This window comes from Pseudomonas viridiflava, from assembly GCF_001642795.1.
In the GTDB taxonomy this organism is placed as follows: domain Bacteria; phylum Pseudomonadota; class Gammaproteobacteria; order Pseudomonadales; family Pseudomonadaceae; genus Aquipseudomonas; species Aquipseudomonas viridiflava.
This window is the reverse complement of record NZ_LKEH01000043.1, coordinates 186426-212987: the sequence shown is the minus strand read 5'-3', so window position 1 is coordinate 212987 and position 26562 is coordinate 186426. Positions and strand designations below refer to the sequence as shown.

Sequence of the window (26562 nt, the reverse complement as noted above, 5' to 3'; positions counted from 1 at the left end):
AAGCAACACATCAGTGACTGAACTGACGCCATCGCCGGCAAGCCGCCTCCCACGAGGTATGCATTCAATCGGGCACTCTCTCAACGCTGAAGCTTACCGCGACACTTTGCCCAGCAACCGCAACCGGCTGACGCCGCCATCCGGGAACACGTTCAGGCGGATGTGGGTGATCGGTCCGATGGCTTTGACCTGCTCGGCAAATTCGTGCTCGGCGTGCATGGTCAGTTTCTGGCTGGGCAGCAGTTCGCGCCAGAACAGGCTCTGGGTTTCGATCTGGCTGTCGGTGCCGCCTTTAACGAACGCACCCTGGATCGAGCAGCTGTCCGGGTAGTTGCCTTTGAAGTGCAGGGTGTCGACGATGACTTTCTCGACTTCGCCCGGATGCCCCAGCGCCACGATCACCCAGTCATTGCCCGGCGTGCGGCGGCGGGCGGTTTCCCAGCCGTCACCCATGTTCACGCCACGGCCCGGATTGAGAATGTTGCTCATGCTGCCGTAGTGCTCGTCCGAGCAGGCAATCGAACGGCCGCCATTGAGCGCTGCCACCAGATCGATCTGCTCGCCATCACCGACTGTGGTCCAGTCGCGATGCGGCACGCCATGCACGCGCAGGCGTGCCACGCCGCCGTCCGGATAGATGTTGAAGCGCAGGTGGCTGAACGGTTGGTCGTGGCTGATTTCGTGGTAGTGATGACTGTTGCCTTTCAACTCCACTGACGGCAGCACTTCGGTCCATGCCGTGTTTTCGTCCGGCTCACCCGAGGCCAGAAAGCAGGCTTCCAGCGAGGCGGACGGCGGGAAGTTGCCGGTGAAGAACGAGGTATCGATGTCCACGCCCTTGATGGTGCCCGCCACGCCCAGGCGAATGACCGCGCTGTCGTAACCTTCGAAGCGTTTGCGGCGCGATTCCCAGCCGTCCATCCACTTGCCGTTGTCGTCGAACACGCCTTCCTTCCAGACCGCAGGCGTCGGCTGGAACAGGCGGTTGGCATCGGCGAACCAGTCGTCGGTCACGGACAGAACCTTCGTGCCCAGACGCGCGTCAGCCAGGTTCACGAACTTCTCGAACGGTGCGGCGTAAACTTTCATGCTTCTTGTCTGCCTTCTAAACGTTGGATGAGCGCGGCGCCTGAAGCGCCTGCAAACGGAACAGTGCGATTTTGTTGATCTCGGCCAGGGCGCAAGCGAACTCGGCCTCCGGCGAGTGGTGGAGACGTTGTTCGAACGCCGCCAGTATCTTGTGCCTGTCGCTGCCCTTGACCGCCATGATGAACGGAAAGCCGAAGCGGGCCTTGTAAGCCTCATTCAACTCGGTGAAGCGCTGAAACTCTTCCGGCGTGCAGAGGTGGATGCCTGCGCCTGCCTGTTCATTGCTGCTGGCCTCGGTCAATTCGCCCTGAACGGCGGCCTTGCCGGCCAAGTCCGGGTGAGCGTTGATCAGTGCCAGTTGTTGCGCCTGCGTGGCGCCAAGCAGGATGTCGCTCATGCGCTTATGCAGGGTTTCAATCTGATCCAGCGCCGCCAGCGTCCCTTGGTCGTAAGCCTGCTGCGCGACCCAGGGGGAATGTTCGTAAATATCGCCGAAGGCGGCGATGAACGCGTCGCGGCCCATTATCGACGGGGCAAAACCTGAAAAGTCGGTCATTGCGTCGCCTCGGCCGTGAACGGATGCTCGGCGTGCCAGTGACGGGCGATGTCGACGCGGCGCGTGAACCACACCTGCTCATGGCCTTTGACGTATTCGATGAACCGTTTGAGTGCGGCAAGGCGGGCAGGGCGGCCGATCAGGCGGCAGTGCAGACCAATGGAGAGCATTTTCGGTGCCTCTTCACCTTCAGCGTACAGCACGTCGAACGCATCCTTGAGGTACTGGAAGAACTGTTCACCGTTGTTGAAACCCTGCACTTGGGTGAAGCGCATATCGTTGGTGTCCAGCGTGTAAGGGATCACCAGATGCGGTTTGCCGGTCGGGTTGTTCGGTTCCCAGTACGGAAGATCGTCGTCGTAGGTGTCGCAGTCGTAGAGAAAACCGCCTTCCTCCATCACCAGCCGCCGGGTGTTCGGGCCGGTGCGCCCGGTGTACCAGCCCAATGGACGCTCGCCGCTGATTTCGGTGAGGATGCGGATCGCCTGGCGCATGTGTTCGCGCTCCTGGGCCTCGTCCATGTTCTGGTAGTCGATCCAGCGATAACCGTGGCTGCAGATCTCGTGGCCATCGGCGACCATGGCGCGGATCACGTCCGGGTGACGCTGCGCGGCCATCGCCACGGCAAAGATCGTCAACGGGATATCGAACTGTTTGAACAGCTTGAGAATGCGCCACACGCCCGCGCGGCTGCCATATTCGTAGAGCGATTCCATGCTCATGTTGCGCTGGCCCTGCAGCGGTTGCGCGGCGACCATTTCGGAGAGAAACGCTTCGGATTCCTTGTCACCATGCAGGATATTGCGCTCGCCGCCTTCCTCGTAGTTCAGCACGAACGACAGCGCGATACGCGCATTGCCCGGCCAGCGAGGGTGAGGCGGGTTGTTTCCATATCCGATCAGGTCGCGGGGGTAGTCGGCGCTCACTGCTGGCTTCCTTATTGGCGATAGGCGTGAAATCAGGTCGGGTGCGGGTAAAGGCAGGGCGCCCGCAGTGCAAGGATTGTATACAATTTATTTTTGAAATTGTAACCTCGCTCCCTGTCATCAACCGCGATGACTACGGTGCGAAAATCTGCAGGATCTCTACAAGCAAGAAACAAGCAAGAAACCTGCCTGACTGGTCAGCTTAATCAGAAAAACCTGATTGATTTCCTTCGCTTCACTGATTTCAAAGCAATTCGGCCGGATTGGCGCGTTCAAGGCTCTATGGTTTCGGGCCGAGCGTGTACAGGATTTTCGAAAAGTGTCTTAATCGCTGACAACAGCGCCCCGACGAGCACCTTGTTGGTGCGGTATCGTCGCAACGATCACGACAAGGAGCAGCGCCTTGGGAAAATTGACCACACACGTTCTGGATGCCGCGCATGGCTGTCCAGGTGCGTCCATCGTCATCGAGCTCTACCGCATTGAAGGTGAACAGATGCTCAAGGTTGCCAGCGCCGTCACCAACAGCGACGGTCGCTGCGACGCACCGTTGCTGCAGGACGATGAGTATCGATCCGGCGTTTACCAGCTGCATTTCCACGCGGGCGATTACTACCGGGCAAGAGGCGCGGTGCTCAACGAGCCGGCCTTTCTCGATGTGGTGGTGTTGCGCTTTGGCATTGACGCAGGTCAGGCCCACTTCCATGTGCCACTGTTAATCTCGCCCTACAGCTACTCGACGTACCGGGGCAGCTGATACTCGCTTGCCCGCGCACACTGCGGGCTTTTTTCTGGGCGCCGTTCAGTCGCCAGACGTGAGCACGCCTTTCCGGTTTTGCCCTGTGTACAATGCGCGCGTTGCGACGCCGTCATCCATCCGCGCTCGAGTGCCTATGAACGATCAGTCCCTGCCTCTCAAGAAACCGACGCGACCTGCCAAGGCTGGAAGCAGCCTGACTCAGGACGATATTGTTTACGCGCACATCTTCGACGCCATCCTTGAGCAGCGTCTGGCGCCGGGCACCCGGCTGAGCGAAGAGGCACTGGGCGAGATTTTCGGTGTGAGTCGCACCATCATCCGCCGCGCCTTGTCGCGTCTGGGTCATGAAGGCGTCGTGCTGCTGCGCCCCAATCGTGGTGCCGTGGTCGCCAGTCCCAGCGTCGAGGAAGCCCGTCAGGTGTTCTTCGCCCGGCGCCTGGTGGAAAAGGCCATCACCGAGCTGGCTGTCGAGCACGCCACGGTCGCGCAGCTCGCGCAGTTGCGCCAGATGGTGAGCGATGAGCGCGACAGTTTTTCCCGAGGGGATCGAGGTGCGGGCATTCGTCTGTCCGGCGAGTTCCACCTGCAACTGGCCGTTGCGGCCCGAAATGCGCCGCTGATCAGCTTCCAGCGCAGCCTGGTTTCCCAGACTTCACTGATCATTGCCCAATACGAAACCGGCAACCGCACGCACTGTTCCTACGATGAGCACAACCAGTTGATCGATGCGATCGAGGCGCGGGATGCGGCGCTGGCGGTCGAGTTGATGATGCACCACATGGACCACATCGACAGCAAACTCAACCTGGACGAAGACGCGAGTTCGGATGATCTGCAGGCCGTGTTCTCGCACCTGCTGGGCAAGAAGAAGCCCAAGGCCAGCTGAAGCGCAATCAATCTGCCTGTCGCTGCCTCAGGGCCTGTGCCTGACGATACATGTAAATGCTCAGGCCCAGCCCGCTCAGCGACGCGAGCGCGGCGAACAGGAAGATCGAAACAAAGCCGAAACCGGCGGCAATTGCCCCGGCCAGCGGCCCGGTGATGCCCAGCGACAGATCAATGAACAGCGAATAGGCACCCACCGCCGCGCCACGGCTGGACGCTGGCACCAGATTGACCGCCTCGACGCCCAGCGCCGGAAACACCAGCGAAAAGCCGAACCCCGTCAATGCTGCACCGGCCAGCGCCAGGCCAGGTGTGGGTGCCATCCACAGAAACAATAGGCCCAGCGTTTCGACCGACAGGCACGCAATCGCCACGCGAAAACCGCCCAGCCGATTGATCAGATTGCCGAACAGCAAACGTGCCGTGATAAAGCTGGCACCGAACAGGGTCAGGCACAGTGCGGCGTTTGGCCATTGATTGCTGGCGTAGTACAGGGTAATGAAGGTCGCGATGGTGCCGAAGCCGATCCCGCCCAGTGCCAGCCCCATGCCATGGGGAAAGACACGTCCCAGCACATGCATGAACGGCAGGCGTTCGCCGTGCACGATGGGTGCACCGGGTTTCTTCCAGGTCAACAGCAGCCCTGTCGCGCACAACAGCATGATGCTCACACCGACTGTCCACAGGCCCAGCTCTTTCACCATCCAGACGCCGAGTGGCGCACCGATAGCCAGCGCGCCATAACTGGCGATGCCGTTCCAGGAAATCACCTTGGCGGTGTTCTGTGCGCCGACTCGGCCGATGCCCCAGCCAATCGAGCCCGAACCCACCAGACTTTCCGCGCTGCCCAGAATCACCCGACCGATCAGCAGTACCACCAGACTCGCCATCGGCCACGCCTGCAGCCAGACGGGCACCAGCATGAACACACCACTCACGCCGCACCCGGCCAGGCCTATCTGCACGGCTTTCTTGCTGCCCAGGTTATCGATGATTCGGCTCGCCCAAGGGCGACTGATGACGGTGGCGAGGTACTGCACACTGATGACGAGACCGGCTATCACTGCGCCAAAACCCAGGTCGCTGTGGACATAACCGGGCAAAACCGCCAGCGGAATGCCGATGTTCAGATAGCCAATGAAGGTGAACATGACGATGGAAACCACCGTCAGCGTGATGGCCATCGGGGTTTGCGGTGCAGCAGTTTTTGTCTCGGGCATGGAGAGAGGTTTCATTCTGATCATGAAGTGGACGTGTGGCGTTCAAACGGTGCAATTGAAAAGCGTGCGCGGAAAATCCTTAGCAAGCTCTCGATGTGATCATCATACGGCGCATCGGACGATGCTGGTAACAGATTGCAATAAATCTGTAGGGCAGGGGGAGTGTGCTGCTAAATTGAAGAGCAGATCAGGCGACGGAAGGTGCAACCAAATGCGTGGTCACCAGTGCAGCCAAAGCATTTTCCTGGGTGCCGAAGCGGGCCAGCAGGGCTTGCTGCTTTTCCGGGCTCAGGCGCGACCAGATCTCGATCATTTTTTCAGCAGTGCCGATCAGTGCGCTGGCCTGTGTTTCGGTGAAATCGCTCATGGGTGTGTCCGTGTGCCTCTCGCTGGTTTTCCAGGCGTATTGAAAATCGGCAGAACCGTTTTTCGATACGCCTGAAAACAATCGCCTTCAGTCTTTGCTTCGGGCTTTCTGGCTGTCTTGAGCCGAGGGTGCAGCTTTCATTGCGGCAGGTTGACCAAGCTCCTGTTGAGCCAGAGTCGACTGCTTTGGTTCCTGTTGGCCTGGTGGGAAGTTAGGGATTTCATGCATCGTCATCGCTCCTCGCAAGGGGTTGCAGATAGAACCGTGCTTTAAAAAAGCATGCGCAGGATACCCCACTGAAAATGACAATCCCGATATTTTTTTCAACTGATTGACTGAGTGGCGAAACAAAAAAAGGATTTTACTGTCTTTGGCGAGTTGGCTGGCAATAGGCCTTTATTGGGTGGCTCACTGCTATCGATGAGGTTGGGGCGGATATCTTTCTGTCTTAGACCAGTACCTCAGTGAACGACAAATTGTGGGAGGCGGCTTGCCGGCGATGGCGTCATCAGTCGCTGATGATGCGCCTGAAAAACCGCATCGCCGGCAAGCCGCCTCCCACACTCCGGTGTTTGCAGCGCGACAGCGCCACGTCGAAGACGTGATGGCGCCTCCCGCAGGTGTTTGCCGATCAGAAGCGAGAGGCGCCCTTTACCCTTTACACACCGCCGCAATCGCCTGCGCCAGCTGATCCAGACGGCGGGCATCGATACCGGCCATGTTGGCTCGTCCGTCATTGACCATGTACACGCTTTGCTCCTCACGCAGTCTGGTGACCTGTTCGCCGGTGATGCCGGTGTAGGAAAACATTCCGCGCTGCTGTGCAATGTGAGCAAAGCGCTCGCCCAGTCCCAGCGGCGTCAGAGCTTCGACCAGTCCGCTGCGCAGTTGCGCCACGCGTTGACGCATCTCTTCAACCTCGTCGGCCCACAGGCTTTTCAGCTCGGGATCTCCCAGAATCTCGGCTACCACGGCAGCACCGTGATCGGGTGGGTTCGACCAGAGATTACGCGCGATGCTTGCCAGCTGACTGCGCACATCCAGCAGCTTTTGCGTCTCGTCGGTGCAGACGATCAACGCGCCGGTGCGCTCGCGGTACAGGCCAAAGTTCTTTGAGCACGAGCTGGTGATCAGCAGTTCCGGCAGTGCGTCGGCGAACAGACGAACCGCCCAGGCGTCTTCTTCAAGCCCGTCACCAAAGCCCTGATAAGCGAAGTCGATCAAGGGCAACAGCTCGCGGCTCTGCACGATCTTCAGCACTTCACGCCAGTCATCGTGAGACAGGTCAAAACCGGTCGGGTTGTGACAGCAGGCATGCAGCAACACCACATCGCCTTGCGGAACCTGACGCAGGGCGTCGAGCATGCCATCGACGTTCAGCCGGTTATCGCTACCCACGTAAGGGTAATGGCCGACCTTCAGGCCAACCTTGTTGAAGATCGTTTCATGCAGCGGCCATGTCGGGTCGCTCAGCCAGATACCCTTGCCGGGCAGGCACTGACCGATGAAGTCTGCTGCCAGACGCAACGCGCCGGTACCGCCCGGTGTCTGGGTAGCGCCTGCACGCTTTGCCTTGATGAGCGGTGAGTCGCCACCCAGCACCAGCTCGCTGATCAGCGTGCCGAAGTGCGGATCACCGTGGCTGCCGATGTAGGTTTTGGTCATCTGCCGGTCGACCAGCCGCTGTTCCGCCGCTTTCACGGCACGCGGCACCGGCGTCTGGCCTTGTGAATCCTTGTAGACACCCACGCCCAGGTCGAACTTGTCGGGGTTCGCATCATTGGCGTAAGCCTCGATCAGACCCAGAATCGGATCGCCCGGTACACGCTGGATGTCCCTGAAATGCATTATTTGCGTCCCTCGGCGTCTTTGGCCACCTCGTCGGTGCGGGCGGCCATGATGAAGTCATTGCGGTGCAGCCCTTTGATCGAGTGGCTCCACCAGGTTACGGTCACTTTGCCCCATTCGGTCAGCAGACCCGGATGATGACCTTCAGCTTCGGCGATTTCGCCGACAGCGTTGGTGAAGGCCAGGGCAAACTTGAAATTCTTGAACAGGAAGACTTTCTCCAGCTGCATGACGCTGTCGCGCACTTCGATGTTCCAGTCCGGAATCTGCCTGAGCAGTTCAGGCAGCTCGGCTTCGCTGACTTGTGGCGCGTCGGCACGGCAGGCTTCGCAGTGGGCTTGGTTGAGTGTAGTCATGAACAGGATCCTTATGACGCGTGGCTGCCGATCAGGCGATCAGGCCGCGTGGTTTTTAGGTTTGGGCGGAAATTTTGGCGCATGCAGACCCATCTGCATACCGCGTTCGACCAGCCCCATGATGTCTTCCTGCGCCAGATCGAACAGGCGCTTGAGGTCGGGCAGAACAAAGTACACCGGTTGCAGGATGTCGATGCGATAAGGCGTGCGCATCGCTTCGAGCGGGTCGAACGGCTGATGCTCGGGCTCCGATGACAGGCTGTACACCGCTTCCTTGGGTGAAGACAGGATGCCGCCGCCGTAGATTTTGCGTCCCTGTGGCGTGTCCACCAGGCCGAACTCGATGGTCATCCAGTACAGGCGGGCCAGATACACCCGCTGTTCCTTGGTCGCGCTCAGGCCGAGCTTGCCGTAGGTGTGGGTGAATTCGGCGAACCAGGGATTGGTCAGCAGCGGGCAGTGACCGAAGATCTCGTGAAAGATGTCGGGTTCCTGCAGGTAGTCCAGTTCTTCTTCAGTGCGAATGAACGTCGCGACAGGGAAGCGCTTGCTGGCCAGCAGTTCGAAAAAGGTCTGGAACGGAATCAGCGCGGGCACGCGTTCGACCTGCCAGCCGGTAGTCGCTTCCAGCACCTTGTTGATTTCGCCCAGTTGTGGAATCCGGTCGTGGGGCAGGCCAAGCTGCTCGATGCCATCCAGATATTCCTGACAGGCACGGCCTTCGATGACTTTCATCTGGCGAGTGATCAGCGTGTTCCACACCGCGTGTTCGGCGGCCGGGTAATCGATGAAGCCCTCTGCGTCGGGCTCACGCGCTACGTAGTGCGTCTGGGCCATGCTGGTCTCCTGAAGAGCGCTGTTGTTGTTATGGGGCTGCTTTCTGTGCAAAGCGCGATGACCCAGAAATAGCGCGAATCTTGCGCAAGGTCATCGGGCTGCTTCGTGCGGCCTCGGTAATTTGCGCGCTCAAGCGTAACGAAAACTTTACGAATGCTTTGTCGGTCAAGCGAATCGTGGTCCTGAGAGCCCTTCATTGCGCTGGGCTGTCACGTATTCTTGACGGTAGACTTCGTGCTACGACAAAAAACACGCCCCGAGGAACGAGCATCCATGCGCATCAAGGTCCATTGTCAGAATCGCATCGGCATTCTTCGCGACATTCTCGACCTGCTGGTTGCCTACGGGGTCAACGTGGCCAGGGGCGAGGTGGGCGGTGAGCATGGCGATGCGATTTACCTGCACTGCCCGAACCTGATCAACATGCAGTTCCAGGCCTTGCGTCCCCGGTTCGAGGCGATTACCGGGGTATTCGGCGTCAAACGCGTCGGATTGATGCCCAGCGAACGACGCCATATGGAGCTGAATGCCTTGCTGGGCGCGCTGGAATTTCCGGTGCTGTCCATCGACATGGCCGGTGCCATTGTGGCTGCGAACCGGGCAGCGGCCCAGTTGCTGGGCGTGCGGGTCGATGAAGTGCCGGGCATTCCGCTGTCGCGCTATGCCGAGGATTTCGACCTGCCCGCGCTGGTGCGCGCCAACAAGTCGCGGATCAATGGATTGCGCATCAAGGTGCGCGGTGATGTGTTTCTGGCGGACATCGCGCCGTTGCAGTCGGAGCATGATGACAGCGAGGCGATGGCGGGCGCAGTGTTGACGCTGCACCGGGCGGACCGGGTAGGCGAGCGCATCTATCACGTGCGCAAGCAGGAGCTGCGCGGCTTCGACAGTATCTTTCAGAGTTCGAAGGTCATGGCCGCCGTGGTGCGTGAAGCGCGCCGCATGGCGCCGCTGGATGCACCGCTGTTGATCGAAGGCGAGACCGGAACCGGCAAGGAACTGCTGGCCCGCGCCTGTCATCTGTCGAGCCCACGCGGCCAGTCGCCGATGATGGCGCTGAATTGCGCGGGACTGTCCGAATCCATGGCCGAGACCGAATTGTTCGGCTACGACCCCGGTGCGTTCGAAGGCGCGCGCGTGGAAGGGCGGCTGGGTCTGCTGGAACTGACGGCGGGCGGCACGCTGTTTCTCGATGGCGTCGGCGAACTGAGCGCCCGTATGCAGGCCAAGTTGCTGCGCTTCATTCAGGATGGCTGCTTTCGCCGCGTGGGCAGCGATGAGGACATGTATCTGGATGTACGCGTGATGTGCTCGACGCAAGTCGATCTGTCCGAACTCTGCGCCCAGGGTGTTTTTCGGCAGGACCTTTACCACCGGCTCAACGTGCTGACCCTGCACATCCCGCCGCTGCGCGAGTGCCTGGATGGCCTGACGCCTCTGGTCGAGCACTTTCTCGATCAGGCCAGTCGCCAGATTGGTTGCGCTTTGCCGGGAATTGCGCCTGCCGCCATGAAACGACTCAGCCAGTATCACTGGCCGGGCAATGTGCGGCAGCTGGAGAATGTGTTGTTTCAGGCTGTTTCGTTGTGCGAAGGCGGTCAGGTGCAGGCCGAACATATCCGGCTGCCCGATTACGGCGTGCGGCAGACACTGACCGATGTTTCTCTGGATGGGGGACTTGAAGCCATTGTCGGGCGTTTCGAGAAGTCGGTGCTCGAGCAACTTTACGCGCACTATCCCAGCAGCCGGCAATTGGGTAAAAGACTGGGTGTTTCACATACAACCATTGCCAACAAGTTGCGTGAATATGAAGTGGGCAAGCACAGTGAATAGCGCGAGTGTTGTTTGAAAGCCCTGCGCCTCATGTAAGCGTTTCAGGAGGCGCCTCGCATCGTTATCTGCACAATAATCTGCGAGGCGTCGCGCCAATCAAGCCTGTGTCAGCCGTTGCTGCACCCGTTACCCATCACCTGATAACTCATGATGTGCTGCTTGCCCTGCGAGTCTTCATAGACCATGCGGGCCGGGACGACCTGACAGACATTGGGGATCTGGCTGGTGGAAATGACCCTGGCGATATCCAGGTGAGTGCCGTATTTATATTCCTCGACGCGTGCCTGTTGCGCGGCGACCTTGGTTTGCGATTCTTCGGCCATGGCCAATGTGCTGAGACCGCAAAGTGCCAGAATCGCGAATGAAGCTTTCATTGCTGTTTACCTTCTTGAGTGCGAGCGAATGCGCCTGACGAATAATTGAATTCAGGAAACATTGTGAGTGATTTGAACCGTGCCTGTGTGGGGGCTGTTGGTGTTTGCCATGTTGGCGAAAGTGATTCTAGGCTTCTCGCCGCTCGACATATATAAAGGCTTTTGATAAGCCTTTTTATCGAAACGGTAACAATCCGTTTATGGCGCCTGCGGTCATGGCATGTGTGCAGGCGTGGACGAAGCGGCCCCGGCCGGTAAGACCAACGTCGAATGGTCCTGTAAGGTAGGTCGGGATACAACGGACTCATAAAACAACAACTATCCACCGAGGTAACCAAGATGAGTGCAGCTTCCCTGTACCCCGTCCGCCCAGAAGTCGCAGCGAACACGCTGACGGATGAGGCAACCTACAAGGCCATGTACCAGCAGTCGGTGGTCAACCCCGATGGTTTCTGGCGTGAGCAGGCCAAGCGCCTCGACTGGATCAAACCCTTCACAAACGTCAAACAGACTTCCTTCGACGATCACCGCGTCGACATCAAATGGTTCGCCGACGGCACGCTGAACGTGGCCTACAACTGCCTGGACCGTCATCTGGAAGAGCGCGGCGACAGCATTGCGATCATCTGGGAAGGTGACGATCCTTCCGAACACCGTGAAATCACCTACCGCGAACTGCACGCCGAAGTCTGCAAGTTCGCCAACGCCCTGCGCGGTCAGGACGTGCACCGTGGTGACGTCGTGACTATCTATATGCCCATGATCCCCGAGGCTGTGGTCGCCATGCTGGCGTGCGCCCGGATCGGAGCGATCCACTCGGTGGTGTTCGGCGGCTTCTCGCCGGAAGCGCTGGCCGGCCGCATCATCGATTGCAGTTCCAAGGTTGTCATCACCGCTGACGAAGGTCTGCGTGGCGGCAAGAAAACCCCGCTCAAGGCCAACGTCGACCGTGCGCTGACCAACCCTGAAACCAGCAGCGTGCAGAAAGTCATTGTCTGCAAGCGCACTGGCGGTGAGATCGAGTGGAACCGTCACCGCGACATCTGGTACCACGCGTTGCTGGAAGTGGCATCAAGCACCTGCGCGCCGAAGGAAATGGGCGCTGAAGAATCCCTGTTCATCCTTTACACCTCCGGTTCCACCGGCAAGCCCAAGGGCGTGCTGCACACGACCGCCGGTTATTTGCTCTACGCGGCACTGACTCACGAACGCGTGTTCGACTACAAACCGGGCGAGATCTACTGGTGCACGGCAGACGTGGGCTGGGTCACCGGCCACAGCTACATCGTCTACGGCCCGCTGGCCAACGGCGCGACCACGCTGCTGTTCGAAGGTGTGCCGAACTACCCGGACATCACCCGCGTGTCGAAGATCATCGACAAGCACAAGGTCAACATCCTCTACACCGCACCGACCGCCATTCGCGCCATGATGGCCGAGGGTACGCGTTCGGTTGAGGGCGCTGACGGTTCCAGCCTGCGTCTGCTGGGTTCGGTCGGCGAGCCGATCAACCCTGAGGCCTGGGGCTGGTACTACGACACCGTGGGCAAGAAAAACTGCCCGATCGTCGACACCTGGTGGCAGACCGAAACCGGCGGCATTCTGATCAGCCCGCTGCCGGGTGCGACCGCGCTCAAACCGGGTTCGGCAACACGTCCGTTCTTCGGCGTGATTCCGGCGCTGGTGGACAATCTGGGCAACCTGATCGAGGGCGCGGCCGAAGGTAATCTGGTGATTCTCGATTCCTGGCCGGGTCAGTCGCGTTCGCTGTATGGCGATCACGACCGCTTCGTCGACACCTACTTCAAGACGTTTCGTGGCATGTACTTCACCGGTGACGGTGCGCGTCGCGACGAAGACGGTTACTACTGGATCACCGGTCGCGTGGACGACGTGCTCAACGTGTCCGGCCACCGCATGGGGACTGCCGAGATCGAAAGCGCGATGGTCGCGCACCCGAAAGTCGCCGAAGCGGCTGTGGTCGGTGTGCCGCATGATCTGAAAGGGCAGGGCATCTACGTGTACGTCACGCTCAACGCCGGTGAAACGGCAGATGAAGCGCTGCGCATCGAACTGCGCAACTGGGTGCGCAAGGAGATCGGTCCGATTGCCTCGCCTGACTTCATCCAGTGGGCGCCGGGCCTGCCGAAAACCCGCTCGGGCAAGATCATGCGCCGCATCCTGCGCAAGATCGCAACCGGTGAGTACGACGCTTTGGGCGACATCTCCACCCTGGCTGATCCAGGTGTTGTCCAGCACTTGATCGAAACCCACAAGACCATGAGCGCTGCCTGATAACTCGCTGCCTGATGCCCCACCGATCATTCCCACGCTCCGGCGTGGGAATGCCTCTCGGGACGCTCCGCGTCCGCCACGCCTGCGTCAACCGCACGATCATCACTGTCTGATACCCCGCTGATCGTTCCTCACGCTCCGCGCTCGGCGTCATACACAAGTCCTCCTGGAGGAATACGATGATGATTGTTCCTACGCTCTGCGTGGGAATGCCTCCCAGGACGCTCCGCGTCCGCTCTGGAATGTGGCGCAGATGTGTGCCCAAGCTCCAGCGTTATCCACGTCATGCGCTCGGCTTACTGAATTCTCAGTCTGTGCCATTTGTGACGCGGAGCGTCACGGGAGGCATGCCCACGCGCAGCGATGGGCACGATCAGTGTCGAGACGGACTTGTGTATAACGATGAGTGCTCCGCGTGGGAATGCCTCTCGGGACGCTCTGCGTCCCGGCTGCATGCGGTCGCTGAGCATCTGCACGATCAGCTTCTTGCTTTCCGGCCGGGATATATCGACCTGTTACGCGTCTACCCGCTGTTTCTCCCGCCTGCTTCCTTGTGGGACACTCGTCCCGTTATCTGTAGGAATAAGCAGTGCCTGAATACGATTCTCCAGGCCGATCACACGCTGGGCTTGCCGGATTAGAAGGCTTTGCCAATAATGGGCGCGCTTTTTGCTGTATTGATCGGTTGGATATGATCCGCTGGATCACGTGATTTCAGCTTCGTCAACAGGGTCAAGGTGCTTTTCAGGCGCTTCTGTAACTTGTTGTCGCATTGAAGAAATATCGACTTCGAGCCTGTCGTTAAAATGCCCCTCACTCGTCAGAGGCCGGTGAACCGAAACACGGTATCGGATGCCTGATGTCGCTCTCTCTGGATGGTCCTTTCGCATAATGGGCGCTGCCCACTCTGCCACTTGTCGTGCTTTACCGATGGAGTTCTGTAAATGAAAAAGCTCATGCTTATTGGCGCGCTGGCGTTGTCCGTGCTTGCCCAGCCGACATTCGCTGACGAAAAGCCGCTGAAAATCGGTATTGAAGCCGCGTACCCTCCGTTCGCCTCCAAGGCTCCGGACGGCAGCATCGTCGGTTTCGACTACGACATCGGCAATGCGCTGTGTGAAGAAATGAAAGCCAAGTGCACGTGGGTCGAACAGGAATTCGACGGCCTGATCCCTGCGCTGAAAGTACGCAAGATCGACGCGATCCTGTCTTCGATGTCCATCACCGAAGACCGCAAGAAGTCCGTGGACTTCACCGGCAAGTACTACAATTCCCCGGCCCGTCTGGTCATGAAGGAAGGCACTACGGTCAGCGACAACCTGGCTGAGCTCAAGGGCAAGAAGATCGGCGTGCAGCGTGGTTCGATCCACGAGCGTTTCGCCCGTGAAACGCTGGCGCCTCTGGGTGTCGAAGTAACGCCATACGGTTCGCAGAACGAAATCTACCTGGACATCGGCGCCGGTCGCCTGGACGGTACCGTGGCTGATGCCACCCTGCTGCAGGACGGTTTCCTGAAGACCGACGCTGGCAAGGGTTACGCATTCGTCGGCCCGTCGTTCACCGACCCGAAATACTTCGGTGACGGCATCGGCATCGCGGTGCGCAAGGGCGACAAGGCCAACCTTGACCGTCTCAACGCCGCCATCGCTGCAATCCGTGCCAATGGCAAGTACAAGGCAATCCAGGACAAGTACTTCGATTTCGACATCTACGGCAAATAAAAACCGCCGCAAGGTACTGACCGAAATGGCGCAAACAGACTCGCTGGCTTGCGCCATTTTTTATTCCACGCTTGAGGACCGCACATGATGTTGAAAGGCTACGGGGCTGTGATCCTCGAAGGTGCCTGGCTGACGTTGCAGTTGGCGCTGTCATCGATGGCTCTGGCGATCGTTCTCGGTCTGATCGGCGTGGCGCTTCGTCTGTCGCCGGTGCGCTGGCTGGCCTGGCTGGGCGATCTGTACAGCACCGTGATTCGCGGTATCCCCGATCTGGTTCTGATCCTGCTGATCTTTTATGGCGGTCAGGACCTGCTCAATCGTGTCGCACCGATGCTGGGTTTTGAGGATTACATCGATCTCGACCCGTTCGCGGCCGGCATCTGCACGCTGGGCTTCATCTTTGGCGCCTACCTGTCCGAGACCTTCCGCGGTGCGTTCATGGCCATCCCCAAGGGCCAGGCCGAGGCGGGCATGGCGTATGGCATGAGCAGCGGTAAAGTGTTTTTCCGCATCCTGGTGCCGCAGATGATCCGTCTGGCGATCCCCGGTTTCACCAACAACTGGCTGGTCCTGACCAAGGCCACCGCGCTGATTTCCGTGGTCGGTCTGCAGGACATGATGTTCAAGGCCAAGCAGGCGGCGGATGCCACCCGCGAACCCTTCACTTTCTTTCTCGCGGTCGCGGCGATGTATCTGGTGATTACCAGTGTTTCGCTGCTGGCCCTGCGTTATCTGGAAAAACGCTACTCCGTGGGCGTCAGGGCGGCTGACCTATGATTTTCGACTACAACGTCATCTGGGAAAGCCTGCCGCTGTACTTCGGCGGCCTGTTGGTGACCCTCAAGCTGCTGGCGATTTCCCTGGGTTTCGGTCTGCTCGCAGCGCTGCCTCTGGGGCTGATGCGGGTCTCGAAAAACCCATGGGTGAACATGCCGGCCTGGTTGTACACCTACGTGATTCGCGGCACGCCGATGCTGGTGCAACTCTTCCTGATCTATTACGGACTGGCCCAGTTTGAAGCCGTGCGTGAAAGCGTGCTGTGGCCATGGCTGTCCAGCGCAACGTTTTGCGCCTGTCTGGCCTTCGCCGTGAACACCAGCGCCTACACCGCGGAAATCATCGCAGGCAGCCTCAAGGCAACGCCTGCCGGGGAAATCGAAGCGGCGCGGGCGATGGGTATGTCGCGCTCGAAAATGTACCGTCGCATCCTGCTGCCTTCGGCCCTGCGCCGGGCGCTGCCGCAGTACAGCAACGAAGTGATCATGATGCTGCAGACCACCAGTCTGGCGTCCATCGTGACCCTCATCGATATCACCGGCGCGGCCCGTACGGTCAACGCCCAGTTCTACCTGCCTTTCGAGGCGTACATCACCGCAGGCGTTTTCTATCTGTGCCTGACATTCATTCTGGTGCGACTGTTCAAGATGGCCGAACGTCGCTGGCTGGGCTACATGGCCCCACGGAAGGTCTGAAATGCAAAGAGTCGATCATGTATTGCCGTGGAGCACCCTCGGCACCCAGCGCCAGTTGAGCGTATTCAGTTTCGGTTCCGGCGAGCGCAAGGCCTACATTCAGGCCAGCCTGCACGCCGATGAACTGCCGGGCATGCGCACTGCGTGGGAGTTGAAGAAACGCCTCGCCGAGCTTGAGCAACAGGGCGCGTTGAAAGGCATCATCGAACTGGTGCCGGTCGCCAACCCGCTGGGCCTCGGCCAACTGCTGCAAGGCGCGCATCAAGGGCGGTTCGAATTCGGCAGCGGCAAGAATTTCAACCGCGACTTCACTGAATTGAGCGAACCGGTTGCCGAGTTGCTGGAAGGGCAATTGGGCGACGATCCGCGCGCCAATACTCAGTTGATTCGTCAGGCCATGAGCACCGTGCTCGAGCGTCTGCCTGCGCCGCAATGCGAGCTGCAGGGCATGCAGCGGATTCTGCTCAAGCACGCCTGCGTCGCCGACGTGGTGCTCGATCTGCACTGCGACGCAGATGCCGCGCTGCACATGTACGCGCTGCCCCAGCATTGGCCGCAGTGGCGTTCGTTGTCGGCGCACCTGAACGTCAAGGTCGGGTTGCTGGCCGAAGACTCGGGCGGCAGCTCGTTCGATGAGGCCTGCTCGCTGCCATGGCTGCGACTGTCGCGAATCTTCCCGCAGGCGCAGATCCCGCTGGCCTGTCTGGCGACCACCATCGAGTTGGGCGGTCAGGCCGACACCGGCAGGCCCGAAGCCGAAGCCCATGCCGAAGGCATTCTGGCGTTTCTGGCCGAGCAGGGTTTTATCAGTGGCGACTGGCCTCAGCCCGCACACGACGCCTGCGAAGGCATGCCGTTTGAAGGCACTGAATTGCTCTACGCGCCGCACCCCGGCGTGGTGACGTTCCTGCGCGCCCCCGGTGAGTGGGTCGAGCCCGGCGAGCCGCTGTTCGAAGTCATCGATCCGCTGTCCGATCAGGTCAGCACCCTTTGCGCGAATACTGCCGGTGTGCTGTTTGCCATCGAGCGGCTTCGCTACGCTCAACCCGGTTTCTGGCTGGCCAAAGTGGCGGGGCGCACGGCGCTGCGCCAGGGACGCCTGCTCAGTGATTGATCGTTCCGAGAGAAACCAAAGCATGAACAAACTGGAAGTCCAGAACCTGCACAAGCGGTATGGCAGCCATGAAGTGATCAAGGGCGTGTCCCTGACGGCCAGCGCTGGCGATGTGATCAGCATCATCGGCTCCAGCGGCTCGGGCAAAAGCACGTTTTTGCGTTGCATCAACCTGCTTGAGCAGCCTCATGCGGGCAAGATTCTGCTTAACGGTGAAGAGCTGAAGCTGGTCCCGAACAAGGACGGCGGACTGAAGGCGGCGGACGGCAAGCAGTTGCAGCGCATGCGCTCGCGCCTGTCCATGGTGTTCCAGCATTTCAATCTGTGGTCGCACATGACTGCGCTGCAGAACATCATTGAGGCACCGGTGCATGTGCTGGGCGTTCCGAAGAAGGAAGCGCTGGAAAAGGCCGAGTATTACCTGGCCAAGGTTGGCGTCGGGCACCGCAAGGATGCCTATCCGGGGCACATGTCCGGTGGCGAGCAGCAGCGCGTGGCGATTGCCCGCGCGCTGGCGATGGAGCCTGAGGTGATGCTGTTCGATGAGCCGACGTCGGCACTCGATCCTGAGCTGGTCGGCGATGTGCTCAAGGTCATGCAGGGTCTGGCGCAGGAAGGCCGGACCATGGTGGTGGTGACCCACGAAATGGGCTTTGCCCGTGAAGTCTCCAACCAGTTGGTCTTTCTGCATCAGGGCGTGGTGCTGGAACGTGGCGACCCGCGTGAAGTGCTGGCCAATCCGCAGACCGAGCGCCTGCAGCAGTTTCTGTCCGGCAGCTTGAAGTGATGAGTGGCACCGCTTCGGCGGTGCCTTTTTGCAACAGAACAGGGCATGCTGCGCGACACGCGACATGACCTGGAGATTCCAGATCGAGCCTGTTCATGGGCTTGGCTTTTGCGGCGATACGTATCGGATGTCCCAATGACTGCCCATCGAATAGGTTTCCTTGTCTGGCCTGGCACCAAAGCCCTGACCCTGGCGCTTGCCGAGGAAGCCTTGCGCATGGCCCAGCGCGTGCACCCTGAAGTGGTCTACGACCTGTCGTTTCTGCAGGCCGAACCTGCCGATCCCGCCGCTACCGGCGGCTGGCAATTGCCGGGCGAGCCTTGGGCCGGGCGTCTGGACGGGCTGGACAAGCTGTTTCTGCTGGCGGACGAGCCACCTGCTCCTGTGGCATCGGTGCTCGGCAGTGCCCTCAAGCAATTGGTGCGTGCCGGCTGTTCGATTGGCGGTCTGTCGGCGGGCGTTTACCCGTTGGCGCAACTCGGGTTGCTCGACGGCTATCGCGCCGCTGTGCACTGGCGCTGGCAGGACGATTTCAGCGAGCGCTTCCCGAAAGTCATCGCCACCAGCCACTTGTTCGACTGGGACCGCGACCGCCTGACGGCCTGCGGCGGCATGTCGGTGCTCGATCTCTTGCTGGCAGTGCTGTCCCGTGATCATGGCGCTGAACTGGCGGGTGCGGTTTCCGAAGAGCTGGTGGTGGAGCGCATTCGCGAGGGCGGTGAGCGTCAGCGCATCCCGTTGCAGAACCGGCTGGGTTCCAGTCATCCGAAGCTCACCCAGGCGGTGCTGCTGATGGAAGCCAACATCGAAGAGCCCCTGACCACCGATGAGATTGCCCAGCATGTCTGCGTGTCGCGTCGTCAGCTGGAGCGCATCTTCAAGCAGTACCTCAATCGCGTCCCCAGCCAGTACTACCTGGAACTGCGCCTGAACAAGGCGCGCCAGATGCTGATGCAGACCAGCAAATCGATCATCCAGATCGGCCTGTCCTGTGGTTTCTCCTCCGGGCCGCACTTCTCAAGCGCTTACCGCAACTTCTTCGGCGCCACACCCCGTGAAGACCGCAACCAGCGACGCAGCAGCAGCCCGTTCGAGCTTTCACCGGTGCCGGCAGAGCGCGGCTGAACGTTCACTAAGCATGGCGTGTTGAGGACGCACTATTTTCTGTGGGCGGAGCGCCGTAGCGCACCCAACACCGGACTGTGAATTGTGTCCACGTCGAAACAGCGCCGGGCCAGACACCCGCTCTCAATCGGTTTAAACTGCGCCTTTGTGACGCAATATGTCGCATTGCCGAAAACCTTGAAAAAACACGGTTTTGCGCTGTAACAAGTTGTCGCCTGGCGGCAAGGTCGAAGCCGAATCTGTCCTTACAATCTTTCTATCGCTCGCCAGTTTCAGGCAGGCGTTCCTCATCAGGAGACTCCGATGTCCGTTGAGCATGCTGCGGTGCAACGCGCCGATTTCGACCAGGTAATGGTCCCCAACTACGCGCCGGCCGGGTTCATTCCCGTACGTGGCGCGGGCTCCCGAGTCTGGGACCAGGCGGGCCGTGAGCTGGTGGATTTTTCGGGCGGGATCGCCGTCAACGTTCTGGGCCACTGCCACCCGGCGCTGGTCGGTGCCTTGACCGAGCAGGCCAATAATCTGTGGCATGTGTCCAACGTCTTCACCAACGAGCCGACCCTGCGTCTGGCCAAAAAGCTGGTGGACGCGACCTTCGCCGATCGCGTGTTCTTCTGTAACTCCGGCGCCGAAGCCAACGAAGCGGCCTTCAAGCTGGCCCGTCGTGTGGCACATGACCTGTACGGCCCTGAGAAGTACGAAATCATCGCCGCCGTGAACAGCTTTCATGGTCGCACGCTGTTCACCGTGAGCGTCGGCGGTCAGCCGAAATACTCCGACGGTTTCGGCCCGAAGATCACCGGCATCACCCACGTGCCCTACAACGATCTTGAGGCGCTGAAAGCGGCGGTCTCCGACAAGACCTGCGCGGTGGTGCTGGAGCCGATTCAGGGCGAGGGCGGTGTGCTGCCCGGCGAGCTCGAATACCTGCAAGGCGCGCGCAAACTGTGTGACGAGCACAAGGCCCTGCTGGTGTTCGATGAAGTGCAGAGCGGCATGGGCCGTAGCGGCCATCTGTTCGCCTACATGCATTACGGCGTGACCCCGGACATTCTTTCCAGCGCCAAGAGCATTGGCGGCGGCTTCCCGCTGGCGGCCATGCTGACCACCGACAAACTGGCCAAACACCTGGCCGTCGGCGTGCACGGCACCACGTATGGCGGCAACCCGCTGGCCTGCGCAGTGGGCGAGGCGGTGATCGACGTCGTCAACACCCCAGAAGTGCTGGCGGGCGTCAAGGCCAAGCATGAGCGCTTCAAGACCCGTCTGGAAAAGATCGGTCAGCAATACGGCGTGTTCACCGAAGTGCGCGGCCTCGGTCTGTTGATCGGCTGCGTGCTGGCCGATGCCTGGAAAGGCAAGGCCAAGGACTTCTTCAATGCGGCCGAAGCCCAGGACCTGATGATTCTGCAGGCCGGCCCTGACGTGATTCGTTTCGCGCCAAGTCTGGTGATCGAAGACGCCGACATCGACGAAGGCCTGAACCGCTTCGAGCGCGCCGTCGCCAAACTGACGTCCTGAGTCAACGCGTTACCTGCCGGTGCCCGCCAGGGCGGGCACCGGCCTCTTATCTGGCACCCTGCGGGCAAGACGCCGCGTGGTGCTTTTTTTAGCGTCGGTCGTTCCGGCCTGTGGATCTACAAGGAGTGGCACCATGCTGGTGATGCGCCCCGCGCAAATGGCTGATCTGGCCGAGGTTCAACGCCTCGCCGCCGACAGCCCGATTGGTGTCACGTCCTTGCCCGACGATGCTGGCCGCCTGAGCGACAAGATCGGCTCCTCGGAGGCCTCGTTCGCTGCAGAAGTCAGCTTCAACGGCGAAGAGACCTACTTCTTCGTGCTGGAAGACAGCGAGAGCGGACAACTGGTGGGCTGTTCGGGCATCGTCGCCTCGGCGGGTTATTCGGAGCCGTTCTACAGCTTTCGCAACGAGACCTTTGTACACGCGTCTCGCGAGTTGAAAATCCACAACAAGATTCACGTGCTGTCGCAGTGTCACGACCTGACCGGTAACAGCCTGCTGACCAGCTTCTACGTCGTGCCTGAACTGGTTGGCACGCCGTGGTCTGAGCTCAACTCCCGAGGCCGCCTGCTGTTCGTCGCCAGTCATCCCGAGCGCTTTGCCGATTCGGTGGTGACAGAGATCGTCGGCTACAGCGACGAGAATGGCGACTCGCCGTTCTGGGACGCCATCGGTCGTAACTTCTTCGACCTCAACTATGCCGCCGCCGAGCGTCTGTGCGGGCTGAAAAGCCGCACCTTTCTCGCCGAGCTGATGCCGCATTACCCGATCTACGTGCCGCTGCTGCCCGATGAAGCGCAGGAAGCCATGGGACAGGTGCACCCGCGTGCGCAGATCACTTTCGACATCCTGATGCGCGAAGGCTTCGAAACCGATCATTACATCGACATTTTCGACGGCGGTCCGACCCTGCACGCACGGGTCTCCGGCATTCGTTCGATTGCCCAGAGCCGTCTGGTGCCGGTGAAGATCGAGGCGGGCGCCAACAGCGGCAATGCCAGCGATGTCGGCCGGGGCGGACGTCCGTATCTGGTCGCCAATGGTCTGCTGCAGGATTACCGCGCCGTGCTGCTGGAGCTGGACTGGGCGCCTGGTCGTCCGGTGGTGCTGAGCCTGCAGGCCGCCGAAGCGCTGGGTGTCGGCGAAGGTGCCAGTGTGCGGATCGTGGCGGTCTGAGTCAGACATGCGAAAGCTGTTAAGCGAGTTTCGAGGCTCTTGAGAGCCGCTGAGGAGATAACATGATCGTTCGTCCCGTACGCAGCAGTGATCTGCCCGCGCTGATCGAATTGGCGCGCAGCACCGGTGCCGGTCTGACGACCCTGCCAGCCAACGAACAGCGCCTGGCGCATCGCGTTGGCTGGGCTGAAAAGACCTTTCGCGGCGAAGCCGAGCGGGGCGACGCGGACTACCTGTTCGTGCTCGAAGACGATGAAGGACGCGTGGTGGGTATATCGGCTATTGCCGGTGCCGTCGGCCTGCGTGAGCCCTGGTACAACTACCGGGTCGGCCTGACTGTCAGCGCGTCGCAGGAACTGAACATCTATCGCGAGATTCCGACGCTGTTTCTGGCCAACGACCTGACCGGCAACTCGGAACTGTGTTCCCTTTTCCTGCGCAGCGACGCCCGCAATGGCCTCAACGGCCGCCTGCTGTCCAAGGCGCGCATGCTGTTCATTGCCGAGTTTCCGAAGTTGTTCGGCAACAAGATCATCGCCGAAATGCGTGGCATGTCCGACGAGAACGGACGTTCTCCCTTCTGGGAAAGCCTGGGCCGACACTTCTTCAAGATGGAATTCAGCCAGGCCGATTACCTGACAGGTGTCGGCAACAAGGCGTTCATCGCCGAACTGATGCCCAAGTTTCCGCTGTACACCTGCTTCCTGTCCGAAGATGCCCGCAGCGTGATCGGCCGTGTACACGCTGACACCGAGCCCGCGTTGACCATGCTCAAGGCCGAAGGCTTCAGTTATCAGGGCTACGTCGACATCTTCGACGCCGGGCCGGCCATCGAATGCGAAACCGGCAAGATCCGTGCGGTGCACGACAGTCAGGCGCTGGTGCTGGCCATAGGCACGCCGGGCGACGATGCGCCACAATTTCTGATCTACAACCGCAAGCGCGAGGACTGCCGCATCACGGTCGGACCGGCGCGCTTTGCCGCAGGCACCCTGGTGGTCGATCCGATGACCGCCAAACGCCTGCGCATGAGTGCTGGCGACAACGTGCGGGCAGTGCCGCTGTCGGCGGCGCGGGAGGGAGTCTGATGAGTACGCTGTATATCGCAGGTGCCTGGCAGGCCGGGCAGGGTGAGACCATCACGTCGCTGAATCCGGTGACCCAGCAGGTGCTGTGGTCCGGTCAGGGCGCGACGGCCGGGCAGGTCGATCTGGCGATGCAGGCTGCGCGACAGGCCTTTGCGGGCTGGGCGCGGCGTTCGCTGCAGGAGCGTATCGACGTGCTCGAAGCCTTCGCTGCTCGCCTGAAACATCACGCTGACGATCTGGCGCGCTGTATCGGTGAAGAAACCGGCAAGCCGCTGTGGGAGTCGGCTACCGAAGTAACCACCATGGTCAACAAGGTCGCCATCTCGGTGCAGAGCTATCGCGAGCGGACCGGCGAAAAAAGCGGCCCGCTGGGCGACGCCACTGCGGTGCTGCGCCACAAGCCGCACGGTGTGGTTGCCGTATTCGGTCCTTACAATTTCCCCGGCCACTTGCCCAACGGTCACATCGTGCCTGCGCTGCTGGCCGGTAATACCGTGCTGTTCAAACCCAGTGAACTGACCCCGAAAGTCGCCGAGCTGACCGTCAAATGCTGGATCGAAGCCGGGCTGCCAGCCGGTGTGCTCAACCTGCTGCAGGGTGATCGTGAAACCGGCATCGCGCTGGCCGCCAATCCGGGTATCGACGGGCTGTTCTTCACCGGTTCCAGTCGCACTGGCAATGCGTTGCATCAGCAGTTTGCAGGCCGACCGGACAAGATCCTCGCTCTGGAGATGGGCGGCAACAATCCGTTGGTCGTCGATGAGGTCCAGGACGTGGACGCTGCGGTGTACACCGTGATCCAGTCGGCTTTCATTTCCGCCGGTCAGCGTTGCACCTGTGCACGCAGGCTGCTAGTGCCGCAGGGCGAGTGGGGCGACGCCTTTCTGGCCCGTCTGGTGGCTGTCAGCGAAACCATCGAAGTCGGCTCGTTCGATCAGCAGCCTGCGCCGTTCATGGGCTCGGTGATTTCGCTGGACGCCGCGCTCGGCCTGTTGGACGCCCAGCGCATTCTGCTGGCCAAGGGCGCGGTGTCGCTGCTTGAAATGCGTCAGCCGCTGGCCCAGTCTGCCTTGCTGACCCCTGGCATCATCGATGTGACGGCAGTCAGCGAGCGCTCCGACGAAGAGTTGTTCGGCCCGCTGCTGCAGGTGATTCGCTACGCCGATTTCGATGCGGCCATTGCCGAAGCCAACGACACGCACTACGGCCTTGCAGCCGGTCTGCTGTCGGACTCCGAAGCGCGCTATCAGCAGTTCTGGCTGGAAAGCCGCGCCGGTATCGTCAACTGGAACAAGCAGTTGACCGGTGCAGCCAGCAGTGCGCCATTTGGTGGTGTGGGTGCGTCGGGCAATCATCGCGCCAGCGCCTATTACTCCGCCGATTACTGCGCGTACCCTGTGGCATCCCTTGAAACCGGTAGCCTGACGCTGCCGGCCACGCTGACTCCGGGCATCAGGCTGAGCTGACAGTGCGCGAACGATTGCTTATAAAAACAGATCCACGGAGCCTTGCCGATGAAATCCTGTGAAGTGAATTTTGACGGTCTGGTCGGGCCTACCCACAACTACGGCGGGTTGTCCTACGGTAACGTCGCGTCCCAGAGCAACAGCCAGCAATGCTCGAACCCACGTGAAGCAGCCTTGCAGGGGCTGGCCAAGATGAAGGCGCTCATGGATTTGGGGTTCACCCAGGGTGTGCTCGCACCCCAGGAACGGCCTGACGTGGCGGGCCTGCGTCAACTGGGTTTCACTGGCTCCGACGAACAGGTGATCGAGAAGGCCGCACGGCAGGACATGCCGTTGCTGGTCGCCAGTTGCTCGGCGTCGAGCATGTGGGTTGCCAATGCTGCGACTGTGAGCCCTAGTGCCGACACGGCCGACCGCCGCGTGCACTTCACGGCCGCTAACCTCAATTGCAAGTACCACCGCAGCATCGAGCATCCGACCACCAGCCGCGTACTGGGCGCGATGTTCGCCGATTCTCGGCACTTCGCCCATCACGCTGCCTTGCCTGCCGTCGCCCAGTTCGGTGACGAGGGCGCGGCGAACCACACGCGGTTTTGCCGGGACTATGGCGAGGCGGGTGTGGAGTTTTTCGTGTTCGGGCGCAGCGCCTTTGACACCCGCTATCCCGCGCCACAGAAATACCCGGCCCGGCAGACGCTGGAGGCCTCGAAGGCCGTTGCCCGTCTGCATGGACTGAGCGACGAAGGCGTGGTCTACGGCCAGCAGAATCCGTCGGTGATCGATCAGGGCGTGTTCCACAACGATGTGATCGCGGTCGGCAACGGCGAGGTGCTGTTCTACCACGAGGACGCATTCCTCCACACCGAATCGATGTTGAATGAACTCCGTGACAAGCTCGCCCGTGTCGGAGGCCAGTTAAGGGCGATCTGCGTGCCACGTGCCGAGGTCTCGGTGTCCGATGCGGTGCGCTCTTACCTGTTCAACAGTCAGTTGCTGTCGCGCCCCGACGGCTCGATGCTGCTGATCGTCCCGCAGGAATGCCAGGCCAACAGCAGCGTCTGGAACTACCTGCAACGCCTGATCACGGATGACAGTCCGGTGGCCGAAGTGAAGGTGTTCGACCTCAAGCAGAGCATGCAGAACGGCGGTGGTCCGGCCTGCCTGCGCTTGCGGGTGGCGCTCAATGAAACCGAGCTGGCGGCCGTCAATCCCGGCGTGATCATGACCGCGCCGCTGTACGAAACCCTGACGCAATGGGTCGACCGGCACTACCGTGACCGCATGAGCGAAAACGACCTGGCCGATCCCCGATTGCTGAGCGAATGCCGAACGGCATTGGATGAATTGACGCAAATCCTTAAACTGGGCGCCGTTTATCCTTTTCAACTCGTTTGATACCTGCGCGCCGAGCCACTGCCCGGCGCATGATTTTCCCTTTCAAGAGCATTCCGAACATGAGCGACGCCCTGCAGTTAATCCTCGAAGACACCGATGGCACCCAGCTGGAAACCTCCTGCACCCGCGTTGCCGTCATCTGGCAGGGCAAGGAATTGTGGATTCAGCAGGACGGCCGTGGCCAGCTGCTGATCGGTGTTGACGTCGAAGAAGACGACGCCGAATACGCCAACCTGCTGCTGCGCCCACTGGCCACCAATCTGGTCAGCCTGCAGCTGGAAATGGAACCGGCCGACATGGGCGCCGAAGAAGACGGCCATGTGCACGGTCCTGACTGCAACCACTGAAAC

The 26562-nt window shown here is 60.5% G+C and carries 25 protein-coding genes; 16 read left to right on the top strand and 9 right to left on the bottom strand.

What is annotated here, in order from left to right; genetic code table 11:
* Positions 1-93: 93 nt before the first annotated feature.
* The 3 genes from alc to puuE are packed head-to-tail and all read right to left on the bottom strand — an operon-like array spanning position 94 to position 2571.
* Positions 94-1089, bottom strand: a complete 996-nt coding sequence (alc, locus tag AO065_RS21295) for an allantoicase (RefSeq protein WP_004888116.1) — start codon at positions 1087-1089, stop codon at positions 94-96.
* A gap of 16 nt (positions 1090-1105) precedes the next feature.
* Complete coding sequence (gene uraD / locus AO065_RS21290; protein WP_004888115.1) at positions 1106-1645, bottom strand: 2-oxo-4-hydroxy-4-carboxy-5-ureidoimidazoline decarboxylase; 540 nt, start codon at positions 1643-1645, stop codon at positions 1106-1108.
* On the bottom strand, positions 1642-2571 hold the full coding sequence (puuE, locus tag AO065_RS21285; RefSeq protein ID WP_004888113.1) for an allantoinase PuuE: 930 nt from the start codon (positions 2569-2571) through the stop codon (positions 1642-1644). The genes uraD and puuE overlap by 4 nt, the downstream gene beginning before the upstream one ends.
* 403 nt (positions 2572-2974) lie before the next feature.
* Here puuE and uraH point away from each other — a divergent pair, with 403 nt between their 5' ends.
* Entirely contained in the window at positions 2975-3328 is a 354-nt protein-coding gene (gene uraH, locus AO065_RS21280; RefSeq protein WP_004888112.1) for a hydroxyisourate hydrolase, read from the top strand.
* A 136-nt stretch (positions 3329-3464) separates the two neighbouring features.
* Positions 3465-4217 carry a GntR family transcriptional regulator gene (locus tag AO065_RS21275; protein WP_004888109.1) on the top strand — a complete coding sequence of 251 codons (753 nt, stop codon included), beginning with the start codon at positions 3465-3467 and terminating at the stop codon, positions 4215-4217.
* Between the two features lie 7 nt (positions 4218-4224).
* Here AO065_RS21275 and AO065_RS21270 read toward each other — a convergent pair whose 3' ends face one another.
* The 5 genes from AO065_RS21270 to phhA form a co-directional block, all read right to left on the bottom strand.
* Positions 4225-5436, bottom strand: coding sequence for an MFS transporter (locus tag AO065_RS21270; RefSeq protein ID WP_004888108.1), 1212 nt, complete (start codon positions 5434-5436; stop codon positions 4225-4227).
* 187 nt (positions 5437-5623) lie between these two features.
* Complete coding sequence (locus AO065_RS21265; protein ID WP_004888107.1) at positions 5624-5803, bottom strand: hypothetical protein; 180 nt, start codon at positions 5801-5803, stop codon at positions 5624-5626.
* A gap of 651 nt (positions 5804-6454) precedes the next feature.
* Positions 6455-7651, bottom strand: coding sequence for an amino acid aminotransferase (locus AO065_RS21260; protein ID WP_004888106.1), 1197 nt, complete (start codon positions 7649-7651; stop codon positions 6455-6457).
* A complete protein-coding gene (locus AO065_RS21255; RefSeq protein ID WP_004888104.1) occupies positions 7651-8007 on the bottom strand; it encodes a 4a-hydroxytetrahydrobiopterin dehydratase in 357 nt (118 codons plus the stop codon). The genes AO065_RS21260 and AO065_RS21255 overlap by 1 nt, the downstream gene beginning before the upstream one ends.
* Positions 8008-8046: 39 nt before the next feature.
* On the bottom strand, positions 8047-8844 hold the full coding sequence (gene phhA, locus AO065_RS21250; RefSeq protein WP_004888099.1) for a phenylalanine 4-monooxygenase: 798 nt from the start codon (positions 8842-8844) through the stop codon (positions 8047-8049).
* A gap of 273 nt (positions 8845-9117) precedes the next feature.
* Here phhA and AO065_RS21245 point away from each other — a divergent pair, with 273 nt between their 5' ends.
* Entirely contained in the window at positions 9118-10677 is a 1560-nt protein-coding gene (locus tag AO065_RS21245) for a sigma-54-dependent phenylalanine hydroxylase transcriptional regulator PhhR (RefSeq protein WP_004888098.1), read from the top strand.
* 107 nt (positions 10678-10784) lie between these two features.
* On the opposite strand, the gene AO065_RS21240 is transcribed toward AO065_RS21245, so the two are convergent.
* The gene (locus tag AO065_RS21240) at positions 10785-11051 is read right to left on the bottom strand and encodes a DUF2790 domain-containing protein (protein WP_004888097.1); all 267 of its coding nucleotides are present in this window, start codon (positions 11049-11051) and stop codon (positions 10785-10787) included.
* A gap of 339 nt (positions 11052-11390) precedes the next feature.
* Here AO065_RS21240 and acs point away from each other — a divergent pair, with 339 nt between their 5' ends.
* The 13 genes from acs to AO065_RS21175 all read left to right on the top strand — a co-directional run bounded on the left by acs (position 11391) and on the right by AO065_RS21175 (position 26559).
* Positions 11391-13346: an acetate--CoA ligase gene (gene acs / locus AO065_RS21235; RefSeq protein ID WP_004888094.1), complete on the top strand. Its 1956-nt coding sequence runs from the start codon at positions 11391-11393 to the stop codon at positions 13344-13346.
* Positions 13347-14290: 944 nt separating this feature from the next.
* Positions 14291-15067 (top strand): ABC transporter substrate-binding protein, encoded by a 777-nt coding sequence (locus tag AO065_RS21230; protein ID WP_004886149.1) that lies wholly within the window; start codon positions 14291-14293, stop codon positions 15065-15067.
* Between the two features lie 87 nt (positions 15068-15154).
* A complete protein-coding gene (locus tag AO065_RS21225) occupies positions 15155-15844 on the top strand; it encodes an ABC transporter permease (protein WP_004886147.1) in 690 nt (229 codons plus the stop codon).
* Positions 15841-16539, top strand: coding sequence for an ABC transporter permease (locus AO065_RS21220; protein ID WP_004886146.1), 699 nt, complete (start codon positions 15841-15843; stop codon positions 16537-16539). The genes AO065_RS21225 and AO065_RS21220 overlap by 4 nt, the downstream gene beginning before the upstream one ends.
* A gap of 1 nt (position 16540) precedes the next feature.
* The gene (locus AO065_RS21215) at positions 16541-17653 is read left to right on the top strand and encodes a M14 family metallopeptidase (RefSeq protein ID WP_004886144.1); all 1113 of its coding nucleotides are present in this window, start codon (positions 16541-16543) and stop codon (positions 17651-17653) included.
* A gap of 22 nt (positions 17654-17675) precedes the next feature.
* Positions 17676-18440, top strand: coding sequence for an ABC transporter ATP-binding protein (locus tag AO065_RS21210; protein ID WP_004886140.1), 765 nt, complete (start codon positions 17676-17678; stop codon positions 18438-18440).
* Positions 18441-18575: 135 nt separating this feature from the next.
* Positions 18576-19565 carry a transcriptional regulator ArgR gene (gene argR, locus AO065_RS21205; protein ID WP_054540869.1) on the top strand — a complete coding sequence of 330 codons (990 nt, stop codon included), beginning with the start codon at positions 18576-18578 and terminating at the stop codon, positions 19563-19565.
* Positions 19566-19868: 303 nt separating this feature from the next.
* A complete protein-coding gene (locus AO065_RS21200) occupies positions 19869-21086 on the top strand; it encodes an aspartate aminotransferase family protein (RefSeq protein ID WP_004886123.1) in 1218 nt (405 codons plus the stop codon).
* 133 nt (positions 21087-21219) lie between these two features.
* Positions 21220-22263, top strand: coding sequence for an arginine/ornithine succinyltransferase subunit alpha (gene aruF, locus AO065_RS21195; protein WP_004886120.1), 1044 nt, complete (start codon positions 21220-21222; stop codon positions 22261-22263).
* A 62-nt stretch (positions 22264-22325) separates the two neighbouring features.
* Entirely contained in the window at positions 22326-23351 is a 1026-nt protein-coding gene (astA, locus tag AO065_RS21190; RefSeq protein WP_004886119.1) for an arginine N-succinyltransferase, read from the top strand.
* A complete protein-coding gene (astD, locus tag AO065_RS21185) occupies positions 23348-24817 on the top strand; it encodes a succinylglutamate-semialdehyde dehydrogenase (protein WP_162234363.1) in 1470 nt (489 codons plus the stop codon). Before astA ends, astD begins: the two co-directional genes overlap by 4 nt.
* Positions 24818-24865: 48 nt before the next feature.
* Positions 24866-26212 carry an N-succinylarginine dihydrolase gene (gene astB / locus AO065_RS21180; RefSeq protein ID WP_004886113.1) on the top strand — a complete coding sequence of 449 codons (1347 nt, stop codon included), beginning with the start codon at positions 24866-24868 and terminating at the stop codon, positions 26210-26212.
* 59 nt (positions 26213-26271) lie between these two features.
* Entirely contained in the window at positions 26272-26559 is a 288-nt protein-coding gene (locus AO065_RS21175; protein ID WP_004886111.1) for a hypothetical protein, read from the top strand.
* Positions 26560-26562 lie beyond the last annotated feature (3 nt).

What these genes read in the sequence shown, in the direction of transcription:
- alc (WP_004888116.1), bottom strand. Translation starts at nt 1,089, where the DNA reads ATGAAAGTTTACGCCGCACCGTTCGAGAAGTTCGTGAACCTGGCTGAC.
- uraD (WP_004888115.1), bottom strand. Translation starts at nt 1,645, where the DNA reads ATGACCGACTTTTCAGGTTTTGCCCCGTCGATAATGGGCCGCGACGCG.
- AO065_RS21275 (WP_004888109.1), top strand. Translation starts at nt 3,465, where the DNA reads ATGAACGATCAGTCCCTGCCTCTCAAGAAACCGACGCGACCTGCCAAG.
- AO065_RS21270 (WP_004888108.1), bottom strand. Translation starts at nt 5,436, where the DNA reads ATGCCCGAGACAAAAACTGCTGCACCGCAAACCCCGATGGCCATCACG.
- AO065_RS21265 (WP_004888107.1), bottom strand. Translation starts at nt 5,803, where the DNA reads ATGAGCGATTTCACCGAAACACAGGCCAGCGCACTGATCGGCACTGCT.
- AO065_RS21260 (WP_004888106.1), bottom strand. Translation starts at nt 7,651, where the DNA reads ATGCATTTCAGGGACATCCAGCGTGTACCGGGCGATCCGATTCTGGGT.
- AO065_RS21255 (WP_004888104.1), bottom strand. Translation starts at nt 8,007, where the DNA reads ATGACTACACTCAACCAAGCCCACTGCGAAGCCTGCCGTGCCGACGCG.
- phhA (WP_004888099.1), bottom strand. Translation starts at nt 8,844, where the DNA reads ATGGCCCAGACGCACTACGTAGCGCGTGAGCCCGACGCAGAGGGCTTC.
- AO065_RS21245 (WP_004888098.1), top strand. Translation starts at nt 9,118, where the DNA reads ATGCGCATCAAGGTCCATTGTCAGAATCGCATCGGCATTCTTCGCGAC.
- AO065_RS21240 (WP_004888097.1), bottom strand. Translation starts at nt 11,051, where the DNA reads ATGAAAGCTTCATTCGCGATTCTGGCACTTTGCGGTCTCAGCACATTG.
- acs (WP_004888094.1), top strand. Translation starts at nt 11,391, where the DNA reads ATGAGTGCAGCTTCCCTGTACCCCGTCCGCCCAGAAGTCGCAGCGAAC.
- AO065_RS21230 (WP_004886149.1), top strand. Translation starts at nt 14,291, where the DNA reads ATGAAAAAGCTCATGCTTATTGGCGCGCTGGCGTTGTCCGTGCTTGCC.
- AO065_RS21225 (WP_004886147.1), top strand. Translation starts at nt 15,155, where the DNA reads ATGTTGAAAGGCTACGGGGCTGTGATCCTCGAAGGTGCCTGGCTGACG.
- AO065_RS21220 (WP_004886146.1), top strand. Translation starts at nt 15,841, where the DNA reads ATGATTTTCGACTACAACGTCATCTGGGAAAGCCTGCCGCTGTACTTC.
- AO065_RS21215 (WP_004886144.1), top strand. Translation starts at nt 16,541, where the DNA reads ATGCAAAGAGTCGATCATGTATTGCCGTGGAGCACCCTCGGCACCCAG.
- AO065_RS21210 (WP_004886140.1), top strand. Translation starts at nt 17,676, where the DNA reads ATGAACAAACTGGAAGTCCAGAACCTGCACAAGCGGTATGGCAGCCAT.
- argR (WP_054540869.1), top strand. Translation starts at nt 18,576, where the DNA reads ATGACTGCCCATCGAATAGGTTTCCTTGTCTGGCCTGGCACCAAAGCC.
- AO065_RS21200 (WP_004886123.1), top strand. Translation starts at nt 19,869, where the DNA reads ATGTCCGTTGAGCATGCTGCGGTGCAACGCGCCGATTTCGACCAGGTA.
- aruF (WP_004886120.1), top strand. Translation starts at nt 21,220, where the DNA reads ATGCTGGTGATGCGCCCCGCGCAAATGGCTGATCTGGCCGAGGTTCAA.
- astA (WP_004886119.1), top strand. Translation starts at nt 22,326, where the DNA reads ATGATCGTTCGTCCCGTACGCAGCAGTGATCTGCCCGCGCTGATCGAA.
- astB (WP_004886113.1), top strand. Translation starts at nt 24,866, where the DNA reads ATGAAATCCTGTGAAGTGAATTTTGACGGTCTGGTCGGGCCTACCCAC.
- AO065_RS21175 (WP_004886111.1), top strand. Translation starts at nt 26,272, where the DNA reads ATGAGCGACGCCCTGCAGTTAATCCTCGAAGACACCGATGGCACCCAG.